The 12,216-nt window shown below is 65.9% G+C and carries 12 protein-coding genes; 6 read left to right on the top strand and 6 right to left on the bottom strand.

What is annotated here, in order from left to right:
- Positions 1 to 72 precede the first annotated feature (72 nt).
- Together BTH42_RS25325 and BTH42_RS25320 are read right to left on the bottom strand one after the other, a co-directional pair.
- On the bottom strand, positions 73 to 1,497 hold the full coding sequence (locus tag BTH42_RS25325) for an FAD-binding oxidoreductase (protein ID WP_075303948.1): 1,425 nt from the start codon (positions 1,495 to 1,497) through the stop codon (positions 73 to 75).
- 60 nt (positions 1,498 to 1,557) lie between these two features.
- Entirely contained in the window at positions 1,558 to 2,529 is a 972-nt protein-coding gene (locus BTH42_RS25320; RefSeq protein WP_075303914.1) for an isopenicillin N synthase family oxygenase, read from the bottom strand.
- 321 nt (positions 2,530 to 2,850) lie between these two features.
- Between BTH42_RS25320 and BTH42_RS25315 the strand changes: the two genes are divergently transcribed.
- The 5 genes from BTH42_RS25315 to hutC (BTH42_RS25295) all read left to right on the top strand — a co-directional run bounded on the left by BTH42_RS25315 (position 2,851) and on the right by hutC (BTH42_RS25295) (position 6,828).
- The gene (locus BTH42_RS25315) at positions 2,851 to 3,678 is read left to right on the top strand and encodes a transporter substrate-binding domain-containing protein (RefSeq protein ID WP_075303913.1); all 828 of its coding nucleotides are present in this window, start codon (positions 2,851 to 2,853) and stop codon (positions 3,676 to 3,678) included.
- 85 nt (positions 3,679 to 3,763) lie between these two features.
- Positions 3,764 to 4,414: an amino acid ABC transporter permease gene (locus tag BTH42_RS25310; protein ID WP_075303912.1), complete on the top strand. Its 651-nt coding sequence runs from the start codon at positions 3,764 to 3,766 to the stop codon at positions 4,412 to 4,414.
- Between the two features lie 26 nt (positions 4,415 to 4,440).
- A complete protein-coding gene (locus tag BTH42_RS25305) occupies positions 4,441 to 5,103 on the top strand; it encodes an amino acid ABC transporter permease (RefSeq protein ID WP_075303911.1) in 663 nt (220 codons plus the stop codon).
- Positions 5,104 to 5,116: 13 nt separating this feature from the next.
- A complete protein-coding gene (locus BTH42_RS25300) occupies positions 5,117 to 5,992 on the top strand; it encodes an amino acid ABC transporter ATP-binding protein (RefSeq protein ID WP_075303910.1) in 876 nt (291 codons plus the stop codon).
- On the top strand, positions 5,989 to 6,828 hold the full coding sequence (gene hutC, locus BTH42_RS25295) for a histidine utilization repressor (protein WP_075303909.1): 840 nt from the start codon (positions 5,989 to 5,991) through the stop codon (positions 6,826 to 6,828). The genes BTH42_RS25300 and hutC (BTH42_RS25295) overlap by 4 nt, the downstream gene beginning before the upstream one ends.
- 27 nt (positions 6,829 to 6,855) lie before the next feature.
- On the opposite strand, the gene hutC (BTH42_RS25290) is transcribed toward hutC (BTH42_RS25295), so the two are convergent.
- The 4 genes from hutC (BTH42_RS25290) to BTH42_RS25275 form a co-directional block, all read right to left on the bottom strand.
- Positions 6,856 to 7,644 carry a histidine utilization repressor gene (gene hutC / locus BTH42_RS25290; RefSeq protein WP_083654909.1) on the bottom strand — a complete coding sequence of 263 codons (789 nt, stop codon included), beginning with the start codon at positions 7,642 to 7,644 and terminating at the stop codon, positions 6,856 to 6,858.
- A 119-nt stretch (positions 7,645 to 7,763) separates the two neighbouring features.
- Positions 7,764 to 8,444 (bottom strand): isoprenylcysteine carboxylmethyltransferase family protein, encoded by a 681-nt coding sequence (locus tag BTH42_RS25285; protein ID WP_075303907.1) that lies wholly within the window; start codon positions 8,442 to 8,444, stop codon positions 7,764 to 7,766.
- 169 nt (positions 8,445 to 8,613) lie between these two features.
- On the bottom strand, positions 8,614 to 9,450 hold the full coding sequence (locus BTH42_RS25280; protein ID WP_075303906.1) for an arylamine N-acetyltransferase: 837 nt from the start codon (positions 9,448 to 9,450) through the stop codon (positions 8,614 to 8,616).
- A gap of 194 nt (positions 9,451 to 9,644) precedes the next feature.
- Positions 9,645 to 10,370 (bottom strand): hypothetical protein, encoded by a 726-nt coding sequence (locus BTH42_RS25275; RefSeq protein ID WP_075303905.1) that lies wholly within the window; start codon positions 10,368 to 10,370, stop codon positions 9,645 to 9,647.
- A 342-nt stretch (positions 10,371 to 10,712) separates the two neighbouring features.
- Here BTH42_RS25275 and BTH42_RS25270 point away from each other — a divergent pair, with 342 nt between their 5' ends.
- A complete protein-coding gene (locus tag BTH42_RS25270; protein ID WP_143752203.1) occupies positions 10,713 to 12,212 on the top strand; it encodes a carbohydrate porin in 1,500 nt (499 codons plus the stop codon).
- Positions 12,213 to 12,216 lie beyond the last annotated feature (4 nt).

The raw sequence follows: 12,216 nt of genomic DNA, 5'->3' as shown, positions 1-12,216 counted from the left end.
AGGCGGCCGCTCAGGCCGCCTATCAAGAAGCCGCCTAAGCACCACCTGCTGCAACAGCCGCTAGCGCCGCCGTTAAAACAGCTTGCCCGGATTCAGAATGCCGTGCGGATCGAGCGCGCGCTTGATCGCGACCATCGCCGCCAGTTCCGCCGGCGAGCGCGAGATCGGCAGAAACTCGCGCTTCAGCGAACCGATCCCATGCTCGGCCGATACCGACCCGCGCAACGGCCCGAGCATCTCGTAGACGAACGCATAGACCGCATGATGATCGACGCCGGGCACCGAACCGCCGTCCACCGTCAGATGCAGATTCGAGTCGCCGATATGGCCGAAGAAATACGCTTCGTTGCCGGGCCAGCGTTCGTTCAACGCCGCGCGGCAACGCTCGACGAACGCGCCGATCTCGCCGATCGGCAAACTCACGTCGAAGTTGATCGGATCGAGCCGCACCGGAAACTCCGCCGTGCATTCGCGGATCGCCCATAGCGCGCGCGCATCGGCGACCGACTGCGCGATCACCGCGTCGCGCAACGCGCCCGCTTCGAGCGCGTCGGTCAGCGCCTGCGCGAAACGCGAGCCGTCGTCGTCGGCATCGAAGCCCGCGTGTTCGATCAATGCATAGAGCGGATGCGCGACCGCGAACGGCGAGCGCGTGCCGGTCAGCTTCACGCCGAAATCGTAAAAGTCCGGCCACATGATTTCGAATGCGCCGATGTCGTTGCCGAAGCGCGTCGCCAGACGCCGCAGCAGGCTCACCGCCGCGTCGTAATCGCCGAGCGCGACCAGCGCGGTATGACGCGCGGCCCGCCGCGGATGCAGCCGCAACACCGCGCGCGTGATCACGCCGAGCGTGCCTTCCGAGCCGATGAACCAGTGCTTCAGATCATAGCCGGTGTTGTTCTTCACCATCTTGCCGAGCGAGGTGAGCACGTCGCCATTGGCGAGCACCACTTCGAGTCCGAGCACCTGGTCGCGCGCGGTGCCCGACTGGATCACGCGGTTGCCGCCCGCGTTGGTCGCCAGATTGCCGCCGATCTGGCACGAGCCGCGCGCGCCGAGATCGAGCGCGAGTTCGAAGCCCGCCTGCTCCGCCGCTTCCTGCGCGGCCTGCAACGTGGTGCCGGCGCGCACGGTCAGCGTCGCCGACGCGCTGTCGAGTTCTTCGACGCCGCTGATGCGTTCGAGCGACAACGCGATATCGGTCGCGCGCGCGATCGCGCCGCCCGCGAGTCCGGTCATCCCGCCTTGCGGCACCACCGGTTGATGCGCGGCGTGACAGATCGCGAGCGCGCGCGACACTTCTTCAACCGTGCGCGGCAATAGCAACGCCGCCGGCCGGGTCGGTTCGTGCCGGGTCCAATCGGTCAGCGCGCGCTCGCCGATCTGCTCGCCGACACGTACCGCATCGGCGCCGAGCGCGGCGCGCAGTGCGTCGAGCGTCGCGTCGAGGTTCGCCGCGTGCGGCGCGGTTGCATTGGCCGATGCAGGGTCGTGCATCTGCGCGGGCTCATGAGTGATGCGTTGATCTGTCATCCAGTAATCCTGTTGTTGGCCGGCTTACGACGCGGCGGCGAGTTTCTTCCGATAGCCCATCGAGTCGTTGATCCGGCCGAGTATGTAATCGCCGGCGGCCACCGGCTGATATTTGACCTGCGCGTCGCTCGCGCCGAGTTCGCGCGGATCGACCAGCGCGCCGTAGGTCGGATCGTAGAACGTCGCGATCGAATAGCGCTCGCGCCCCGACGCATTGATCACCCGATGCAACGTGGAGCGAAAGCGGTCGTTGGTCCAGCGCGCGAGCAGATCGCCGACGTTGACGACGAAGCTGCCCTCAATAGGCGGCGCCTCGATCCACGTATCGTTGGCGATTTCGCGCACCTGCAACCCGCCGACCTGATCCTGCCACAGCAGCGTGATGCAGCCGTAGTCGGTATGCGGCGCGACGCCGAACTGGTCCTGATCCGCTTGCGGCGGCTGCGGCGGATAGTAGACCATCTGCGTGCGCTGCATCCGCTTCGTGTAGCGCGGCGCGAAAAAATCCGCATCGACGCCGAGACTCAGCGCGACCGCGCGCAACAGATCGGCGCCGCACGCGCCGAGCGCTTCGTAATAGCCGTACAGCGCCGGCTGCAACTCCGGCATGAAATCCGGCCAGTTGTTCGGCCCGCGCAACGCCTGGCCCGCCATTACATCGGGATCGTCCTCCGGCAATTCGAGGCCGATGCTGAAGAACTCCTTGTAATCGGGGCGCTTCGCCTGGTACATCGTCGCGTCGCCGAGCGCGTTGAAACCGCGATGCCGGCGATTGACCGCCGCGCGCCGTTTGGTCTCGACCGGAAACGCGAAGAACGTGCGCGCGGCTTGCTCGGCCGCATCGATCGTCGCTTGCGGCACGCCGTGATTGACGATGTAGAAAAAGCCGATCGTCGTACACGCTTCATGAATTTCCGTCGCGACGCGTTGCAGCGCGTGCGGATCGCGCGCGCGTACGCCGGCCAGATCGATGATCGGAATGCGGGTCACGGGCATTGCACTGCTCCTTCGAAAATCGGATGAATGGAGTCCGGGTACGGCGGTTTCCGCTGATGAAACGCACTGCGAGAGGCAAAACGAAAAGCTCTGGTCGCGCCGCTGCATTGCAGTTGTATATACCGCCAAAAGCAGCGCGGCAAGTTGCATCGCACACCTTGATATCAGGGCTTTTCTCTACTCGCGAGAGCATTTATTTTCCGCTGAAAACGCGGTATATACTGCCTGGCAGGAAGCGCAACGCGCAGTCGCCGTCGCGCATTCCATGCCGACCAGAAACACTGCAGCCATTCGAACCGCTGTTCGTCCCCGGAGAATCCCATGCGTATCCTTGCAGGCTGGAAATGTGGTCTGGTCATGCTGTCGCTGTGCGCGGCCAGCGTCGCCGCGTATGCCGATGATCAGCTCGCCAAAGTAAAAAAAGCCGGTGAACTGGTGGTCGGCACCGAGATGCAGTTCGCGCCGTTCGACTTTCTGCAGAACGGTCAGCAGGCCGGCTTCAACAAGGATCTGTTCGCGGAGATCGGCAAGGAAATCGGCGTGAAGGTGCGCTTCATCGATCTGCCGTGGCCGAGCGTGCTGCCCGGTCTCGAAGCGGGCAAGTTCGACATGGTCGGCGGCCCGCTGACGGTCACGAAGGCACGCATGGACCGCTACACGTACACGCTGCCGGTCGCCGACGCGACCGACGCGCTGCTCAAGCGCGCGAACGATACGTCGCTGAAGCAATCGGCGGATATCGCCGGCAAGACGGTCGGCGCGGGCAAGGGCTCGGCCCAGCTCGACCAGCTGAAGGCCTACACCGCGACGCTGCCCAAGCCGCCCGAAATCCGCGAATACGTGGACAACAACCAGGCGTACGCGGACCTCGCCGCCGGCCGCATCGCCGCGGTCGCGAACTCGATGACCAATATCGCGTATGTCGCGAAGCAGCGCCCCGAAATGTTCGCGGTCGTGCAGCCGCCGTTCGGCGCGAAGGTGTACTTCGCGTACGCGCTGCGCAAGGACGCCGACAGCAAGCCGCTCGCCGACGCGTTCAACGCGGCGCTCGTGAAGATGCACAACGACGGCCGCCTCGCCGCGTTGCAGAAGAAATGGTTCGGCGTCGCGATGGACATGCCGACCACGCTGCCGGCGCCGAATTACTGAGCGCAGCGAGTGCCATGAGCACCATCGGCGCGGCGCCCCGCATCTCGCCGCGCGCCGCCCTTCCCGTCCCACCGGCCGGCACATCATGTTCGATACGACCGTCTTCGTTCAGGGCCTGCCGCTGCTGCTGCAGGCCGCGCTAGCGACCATCGGCATTTCGCTGACCGGCCTCGTGATCGGTTTCTTCGTCGCGATCGCGGTGTGCAGCGCGCGGCTATCGCAGCATCGCGCGGCGCGGCTGGCCGGCGGCGCCTATGTGTTCTTCTTTCGCGGCGTGCCGATGCTGGTGCAGCTGCTGCTGGTCTACTACCTGCTGCCGTTCGCCGGCATCAACGTATCGCCGCTCGTCGCCGCGATCAGCACGGTGTCGCTGTGCTCCGCGTCGTATATCGCCGAAATTCTGCGCGGTGGCTTTCTGAGCATTCCGCCCGGCCATCTGGAAGCGGCGCGAATGCTCGGCCTCACGCCGCTCGATACGCTGCGGCGCATTCTGGTGCCGCAGGCGTTTCGTCTGACGCTGCCGTCGCTGGTCAATGAAATGGTGCTGCTGATCAAAGCGTCGTCGCTGATTTCGGTGGTCGGTGTCGCCGAAATTACCCGCACCGCGCAGAACATCGCCGCGAGCACTTACCGGCCGCTCGAAGCGTATGTCGCCGCCGGCCTGATCTACTTCGTGATCTGCGGCGCGCTCGCGCTCGTCGCGCACGCGGCCGAACATCGTTTGCGGCACGCCTGACCGCCCCCGCCCACGCGCAGCCCACCATGCAAACGTTCGATTCCACCGTCATCACGCACAACCTGCAGCCGATCGCCGCCGGTCTCGCGACCACGCTCGGCAGCTGGGCCGCCGGCGTCGCGATCGGTCTCGCGATCGGTTTTCTGATCGCGGTACTGCAACTCTTTTGCGGGCGCTGGGTGCGTGCCGCGCTGCGCGTCTATATCGAGCTGTTTCGTGGCACGCCGTTTCTGGTGCAACTGTTTTTGCTGTACTACGGCGGCCCGTCGATCGGCCTGACGCTCGAACCGATGACGGCCGGCATCGTCGGTTTGGGCCTCTACGGCAGCGCGTATTTCGCCGAAGTATTCCGCTCCGGTTTCCAGTCGGTGCCGCTCGGCCATCTGGAAGCGGCATCGTGCCTGGGGCTGACGCGCTGGCAAGCAATCCTGCGTATTCAGGCGCCGCAGATGCTGGTGCTGATCGTGCCCGCGCTGACCAATCTGATCATCGTGCTGAGCAAGGAAACCGCGGTGCTGTCGATCGTCACCGTGCCCGAACTGACCTTCGTGCTGACCGGCATCGGTTCGGCCACCTTCGCTTTCGTCGAAACCCTGCTGGTGCTGTGCGTGTGCTACCTCGCGCTGGTCGAGCTGACCTCGCGCGCGGGGATGTGGGCCGAGTCCCGCCTCGCGCGCTTCATGGCATGATTCAGGAACCCTTATGAACGCCATCGCCGACATGCCTTCTTCCGCGTCCGCCGCGAACGTCGACAACGCCGCGAGCACGGCCGCGCCGCTGATCGAGGTGCGCGATCTGCGCAAACGCTTCGGCGACGTCGAAGTGCTGCGCGGCGTCGATCTGGAGATTGCGCGCTCCGAAGTGGTCTGCATCATCGGGCCGTCGGGCTCCGGCAAGAGCACGCTGCTGCGCTGTCTCGCGGCGCTCGAAACCTACGATCACGGCGACGTGCGGATCGAAGGCGAACTGCTCGGCTACAGCGAGCGCAACGGCAAACGCGTGCGTGCTTCGCACGGCGAAATAAATCGCGTGCGCCGCAACGTCGGCATGGTGTTTCAGCAGTTCAATCTGTGGCCGCATATGAGCGCACTCGACAACGTGATGGAAGCGCTGCTGCGAGTGCGCCGGCTGCCGCGCGACGAAGCGCGCCGCCGCGCCAATGCGATGCTGGAGACGGTCGGCCTCGCGCACAAGGGCGACGCGTATCCGGCCAAGCTGTCGGGCGGTCAGCAGCAGCGCGTGGCGATTGCGCGCGCGCTCGCCATGGAGCCGCACATCATGCTGTTCGACGAGCCGACCTCGGCGCTCGATCCCGAGCTGGTCGGCGAAGTACTGCAGGTGATGAAGCAGCTCGCGCGCGACGGCATGACGATGGCGGTGGTCACGCATGAAATGGGCTTTGCCGCGCAGGTCGCCGACAAGGTCGTGTTCATCGATCAAGGCCGCATCGCCGTGCAGGGCAAACCGCGCGACGTGTTTCACGATGCCGCGCAGCCGCGTTTGCGGCAGTTCCTGCAAAACTATTTCGACCGCAATGCGTTCTGGACGCGCGGCGCCGACGACGCGCAACCGCTATGAGTCCGACCGCTCGCGTCAAGCTCCAGGGCAAGCCCGGCAAAGCCGTTGCCGGCGCGCGCGGCGCGAGCGGCGCCCTGGCCCGTGCCGCTCACGCCGCTCACCCGGGCGAGGCGGCGCCGGCCGCGCGCTACGAGCAGGTCAAGCAGCATATCCGCCAGATCATCGATTCCGGCGAGCGCCGTGCCGGCGACCGGCTGCCCTCCGAACTCGATCTGGTCGCGACGCTCGGCGTATCGCGCATGACCGTGAATCGCGCGCTGCGCGAACTCGCGGACGCGGGGCTCGTCACGCGGGTGTCGGGAGTCGGCACCTTCGTCGCGCCGAACAAGCCGCAATCCACGCTGCTGATGATCGCCCATATCGGCGACGAGATCCGCTCGCGCGGTCATTCGTATCGGTGCGATATGGTGCTGTTGCAACGCGAGAGCGCGTCGGTGACGGTGTCGAATGCGCTCGGTTTGCCGCCGGGCGCATCGGTGTTTCATGTGACTTGCGTGCACCGCGAGAACGGCTTGCCGGTGCAGTTGGAGGATCGCTATGTGAATCCGGCGATCGCGCCGGATTTTCTGCAGCACGACTTCTCGGCGCTGAAGCCGTCCGAATATCTGCAGACGGTCGTGCCGATGCACGATCTCGAACACGTGGTCGACGCCGCGCGACCGACCGGCGCCGAAGCCGAACTACTCGAAATCGATCCGCAGGAGCCGTGTCTGACGCTCACGCGCCGCACGTGGACGAATGGCGTCGCGGTCACGTTCGCGCGCTTCGTGCATCCCGGTTCGCGTTACCGGCTCGGTTGCCGCTTTTCGCCGAATACGTCGCAGCGCCAAGGTTGAAGCGGTGGAATCGAAAAGCCGCCCCCGCTACACCGTCCCCGCCAGATGAAACCGCGACGCCGGATGCCATAACCGCACCGACGTCGCGACATGCTCGCCGACCCACGTGCGCCGCCACAGCAACAGACAGGGTTCGCCGATCTCCATCAGCAGATGCCGGCGCACCTGCGCGCCGGGCTTTTGCGCGTAGATGCGAAACTCCGCGCGCTGGATCGGCGCGAGCCGCACCATGTAGTGATTCGGCGTTTCGATCGAGAAGTCCTGTTGCAGGTACTCGGGAAACACCTGGGGATTCACGTAGCGATCCTCATACTGGATCGGCTCGCCTTCCTCGCTGTGCACGATGCAGGAGTGAAACGCGGGTCCGCTCGCGAGACCGAGCGCCGCGAGCGCGTCGGGGTCGTCGCTCGGTTCGAGCGTCAGCACGCGGGCCGCATGACGATGACCGCGCGCGGCGATTTCATCGGCGATATTGCGGATTTCCAACACCGTCGATTCATAGCGTTGCGGCGCGACGAAAGTGCCGGAGCCCTGCACGCGGGTCAGCACGCGCTCGCTGGTCAGCTCGCGCAGCGCGCGCGACACGGTCATCCGCGCGACGCCGAATTCCTTGACCAGTTCCGTTTCGGACGGGATCAGGCCGCCCGGCTTCCACACGCCCTCGCCGATCCGTTCGAGCACGTAGCGTTTGATCTGTTCGTAGGCGGGCATCGCCTTGGCCGGCGTCTCGCGTGCGCGTTCGGCGGGGTTGGGTTGCTGCTCGGGCGTTGCGGGGGATGCGGCGGGCACGTGCTGCGCGTGTGTGGTTGTTTTCACTCCAAACCTCATGCATGGTTCGCCGGTGTTCAGCTGCCACACCGTGGCCGGTTCTCCGGCGGCCGGGCCCAATCTTACCCGCTTCGGCGCGCGCCGACGACCGCTGAACGCGCGCGGCGCTACCAGAGATACGGCACGAAACGGTAACGCACGCGCGCCATGTAGTCGGTATAGCCGTCGAGTTGCGCGGCCAGCACGCGTTCCTCGCGCACCGCGCGCCAACCGAACGCGTAAGCCATCAGCGGCAGCGCCGCGAGACCCCACCATGAACCGAGCAGCAGCGGCGTGCCGATGAAGAACAGCAGCGCGTCCGCGTACATCGGATGACGCACATACGCATAGGGACCGCTGTCGGCGACCTTGTGCCCGCGGCTCGCCTGAATTTTCACGACCGGCGCCGCGTAACTGTTCGCACGAAACACCGAACGGCACAGCACGATGCACAGCATCACGCAGAACGCGCCGAAGATCGCAAGCCACAACGGCAGCGGCGCGGACCAGCGAAACCGCATCGCGTCGAAGCCCATCAGGATCATCCAGCCGACCCAGAGGCTTCCGATCGCGGCCATGAACAGTTTGTCCCAGCGGCTCTGCTGCGCCTGCACGAACGGCGCGAGGCGCTCGGCCAGCAACGCGGGATCGTGCCGCGCGAGCCATAAACCTAGCCACAGACTCAGCAGCGCGAGTTCGAGCAGATACCACCACGCGGCGGGCCACGCGAGCGTGCCGGCCGCGCCGAACAGCAGCACGCCCATGAACACGAGCCAGGCGAGCGATTGCAGGATCAGACGCGCGACCATCGTGGTGCTCCGTAGTGGTCCCCGTTGTGGTCCCCGTTGTGGTCCGCGCAGTGCTCCCGGTAGTGCTCCCGGTAGTGCTCCCGGTTGTGCTCCCGGTTGTGCTCCCGGTTGTGCTCCCAGTATTGCGCCGCGCAGTGCGCCGTCAGGCACTCCGCCCGGCGCGCTCCCGTCAGTTCGCGTCGTCGCGCGTGCGCACGCGCTCGAAGATCGCCGCGATGTCGAAGCCTTGCAGATTCAGACCGAAGCGCTCGCGCAGACAGTCGGCCAGTTCCGCGGCGCTCGCGAGACGCCGTTCGGCGATCACCTTGCCGGCGGCGTCGCGCTCGTTGTACTGATCGTTGAACAGGCCGAGCCGCGCTTCGGGCAGCACGCGCGCCGCCAGCAGGTTGTGCGCGAACAACGATTCGGGCGACGTCGACGTGTACCAGTTCGAGGTTTCGTAATCGACCCATTCGACCGCGCGCAGATCGACGTGATACACCGGCGTCCAGCTGCCGTCGGCGGCGAGCACCTGCAGATGCGCGCTATCGCGCCCGGCGTCGATCAGACGGAAGGTGCCGAGCGGAATCGGCTGCGCGAGGTCCATTGCGACACGCAGCGGCGCGGTCAGCGTCACACCGCCGAAGCCGACGTCGGCGAGCCACGTTTCATTGTCGAGTTCGATGCGCAACACCATATGCGTGCGCGGCAGCTTCGCATCGGGCGAGGCGCCCCACAGCACCCGCGCGAGCAGCGGCGTGACCTTGAAGCCGAGTTGCATCAGCACGTTCGCGAACAGCGTGTTCTGCTCGAAGCAGTAGCCGCCGCGCTGCTCGTCGACCAGCTTGCGCTCGATCGACGCGAGGTCGAGCTTGACCGCCAGACCGGTCAGCGGATTCAGATCTTCGAATGGGATCGCGGCCGGATGCAGCCGATGCAGCGCCTGCAGCACGTCCAGCGTGGCCGTGCGCGGGCCTTGATAGCCGATGCGGGTGAAGTAGTTTTCCAGATTCAGAAGGTCGGACATCGGCGTGGTTTCGATAGGGTTGCGGGAGCGGCGCTGGGCGGCCGCCGGCGCTGGCGCGCGCCGAGAGACCGGCAGGCAGGGCCTTGTGCGAAAGGATCATAGCCGATCCGATTCGCGGCCTGCGCGGCGTCCGCTTACATCGCGCGCGCCGCGCCGGCCTGCTGCTCCTACCTCGCCACCGCTCCCGCCGGCGCCTACATGCCGCCCTTCAACGCCGAGGTCGCGATCGACGGCACGCTGATGCCGTTGCTCGACGCGAACTGCACGGCCGAACTCAGCGTCGACATCAGCGACTGCAATTGCCCCGGCGCCGACTGCGCGATATACGACGCGCTTTGCGCGGTCTGCGGATTGAGACCCGATTGCAGCAGCGAAGCCGGGCTCATCTGGCCGATGCTGCCGAGTCCGGATTGCAGGCTCGAATACTGACTGACGCCCTTGCCGAGCGACGTCAGCCCTTCGGTGAACGCCTGCTTGTTGACCGGCGTCGCCGACGCGCTGCCGCTCGCGTGACTCGCGAACGCATCGGTCAGCTTCTGCGACAGCGACTGCTGCGTGCTGCCCATCTGGGTCAGCTGACTGACCGACGGCGTGCCGCCGCTCAGCAGCCCCGCGGCCTGTTGCGCCTGGCCGGCCGCGCTGCTCATGCCCATCGCCGATGCGAGGCTCGACTGGCCGCTCAGCACCTGCTGATTCGCGCCGACATAGCTTTGCAGCAGTTGCGACACGCCGCCCGCCGACGCGCTGTTCGAACCGCCGCCGCCGAGCGCATTGCCGACCGCCCCGCCGATACCGCCCTGCGCGGAACTATCGCCGCCGCCGATGCCGAACTGCTTCAGATTCATCTGGGCCTGCGCCGCGCCGCCCAGCATCAAACCGCCGCTCGTCAGCAACGAAATCAAAAGAATGCGCTTGTTCATCGATATCTCCTTACTTACTTTGGCTTACGGGTAATTCGTGCGCTTCGACACCGGAGCGCGGCGTGGGTTCGTTATGAACAGACTAATCGGTTGCGATCGGACATTCATTAACCATTCACTACACGACGCCGCACGGCACGCCGCGTCACGCAATGCGCGAATTGCCCGGATTCAGGGGTTCCTGAATTGATGAGAATCATTCTCAACAAAATTGACGCCCCTGAGCCACGTGCGTACGATCACGCCAATCCCCCGCGGCAGCGTCGATGCAATCGTTCGATCACGCGCCGCGCCGTCGCGCTCCGCTCGTCCGTTCGCGACACGACACAAACAAGGCTCTCGATGAAGCTCGCCCCGCCCCCCGAACTTCGCCGGCTCGTTCTATACGCGGCCTTCGCATGGGCTTCGCTGGATAGCGGCAGCGCGCTCGCACAAGCCGCCGCCGATGCCGATACCGATGCCGAAGCGGCGCACGAAGATCAGAAAGCCGCGGCGGCGCCGGCGCACGACGAAGCGACCGGTCTGTGGCAGCGTCAGCAATTGCTCGGCGATATCGGCGGCCTGCGTCCGTGGCTCGGCCAGTACGGGGTAACCTTCTCGCTGACCGAAACCAGCGAAGTGCTCGCCAATCTGCGCGGCGGGCTCGCGCGCGGCGCGGACTACGACGGCCTCACCACCGCGACCCTGCAACTCGATACCGCGAAGGCGTTCGGTCTGCCCGGCGGCCTGTTCAACGTCAGCGCGCTGCAGATTCACGGCACCAACTTCAGCGAAAACAAACTCGGCACGCTCAATACCGCGAGCGGCATCGCCGCGGACCGCGCGACACGGCTATGGGAGTTGTGGTACCAGCAGTCGTTTCTCGACAAACGCGTGGACGTGAAGATCGGCCAGCAAAGTCTCGATCAGGAGTTCATCGGCAGTGCGAACTCGGCGCTGTTCCTGAACACGATGTTCGGCTGGCCCGCGCTGCCGTCGTACGACCTGCCGTCGGGCGGCCCCGCTTATCCGCTCTCCGGGCTCGGCGTGCGCGTGCGCGGCCAGATCACGCCGTCGCTGACCGCGCTCGCCGGCGTGTTCGCGGGCGACCCGCTCGGCAACGATCCGAACAACAAGAGCGGCACCAACTTCAATCTCGGCAACGGCGCGCTGTGGATCGGCGAATTGCAGTACGCGATCAATCAGCCGGCCGAGGGCGATGCGCCGGCATCGGCCGGAGCCGGAGCCGGAGCAGGCGGCGGAGCCGAAGCCAACGCCAGCGGCGGGCTGCCGGGCCTCTACAAGATCGGCCTCTGGTATCACAGCGATCGTTTCGCGGATCAGCGCTACGACAGCAACGGGCTATCGCTCGCGAATCCGGCGTCGAACGGCAGCGCCGCGACCCATCGCGGCAATTACAGCTTCTACGCGGTCGCCGATCAGATGGTGTGGCGGCCGGCGGCGGACAGCCCGCGCAGCCTCAACGTATTCGCGCGGGTAATGGGCGCGCCGGGGGACCGCAATCTGGTGAGCGTCGCGGCCAATCTCGGCGTCGTGCTGAAAGCGCCGTTCGAGGGCCGCGACAACGACAGCGCGGGACTCGCGCTGACCTATATCAAGGTCGGTCATCGGGCAAACGGTCTCGATCAGGACTTCCGCGCGTTCAGCGGCGGCCCGTACGGTGTGCGCACCAGCGAAACCGCGCTGGAGGCGACCTATCAGTATCAGATCGCACCGTGGTGGCAATTGCAGGCGGACGCGCAGTACACGTTCAACGCGGGAGCGGGTCAGAATCCGAACGATCCGACGCAGCCGCTGCGCAATACGTTTGTGATCGGTGTGAGGACGCTGATCAATTTCTGACCGC

This window comes from Burkholderia sp. SRS-W-2-2016 (assembly GCF_001931485.1).
In the GTDB taxonomy this organism is placed as follows: Bacteria; Pseudomonadota; Gammaproteobacteria; order Burkholderiales; family Burkholderiaceae; genus Paraburkholderia.
The sequence above is the reverse complement of the archived record's forward strand: the minus strand, read 5'-3'. Positions and strand labels throughout refer to the sequence as shown.

What these genes read in the sequence shown, in the direction of transcription:
- BTH42_RS25320 (WP_075303914.1), bottom strand. Translation starts at nt 2,529, where the DNA reads ATGCCCGTGACCCGCATTCCGATCATCGATCTGGCCGGCGTACGCGCG.
- BTH42_RS25310 (WP_075303912.1), top strand. Translation starts at nt 3,764, where the DNA reads ATGTTCGATACGACCGTCTTCGTTCAGGGCCTGCCGCTGCTGCTGCAG.
- BTH42_RS25270 (WP_143752203.1), top strand. Translation starts at nt 10,713, where the DNA reads ATGAAGCTCGCCCCGCCCCCCGAACTTCGCCGGCTCGTTCTATACGCG.
- BTH42_RS25275 (WP_075303905.1), bottom strand. Translation starts at nt 10,370, where the DNA reads ATGAACAAGCGCATTCTTTTGATTTCGTTGCTGACGAGCGGCGGTTTG.
- BTH42_RS25325 (WP_075303948.1), bottom strand. Translation starts at nt 1,497, where the DNA reads ATGCACGACCCTGCATCGGCCAATGCAACCGCGCCGCACGCGGCGAAC.
- BTH42_RS25285 (WP_075303907.1), bottom strand. Translation starts at nt 8,444, where the DNA reads ATGGTCGCGCGTCTGATCCTGCAATCGCTCGCCTGGCTCGTGTTCATG.
- BTH42_RS25300 (WP_075303910.1), top strand. Translation starts at nt 5,117, where the DNA reads ATGAACGCCATCGCCGACATGCCTTCTTCCGCGTCCGCCGCGAACGTC.
- BTH42_RS25305 (WP_075303911.1), top strand. Translation starts at nt 4,441, where the DNA reads ATGCAAACGTTCGATTCCACCGTCATCACGCACAACCTGCAGCCGATC.
- BTH42_RS25315 (WP_075303913.1), top strand. Translation starts at nt 2,851, where the DNA reads ATGCGTATCCTTGCAGGCTGGAAATGTGGTCTGGTCATGCTGTCGCTG.
- hutC (WP_075303909.1), top strand. Translation starts at nt 5,989, where the DNA reads ATGAGTCCGACCGCTCGCGTCAAGCTCCAGGGCAAGCCCGGCAAAGCC.
- BTH42_RS25280 (WP_075303906.1), bottom strand. Translation starts at nt 9,450, where the DNA reads ATGTCCGACCTTCTGAATCTGGAAAACTACTTCACCCGCATCGGCTAT.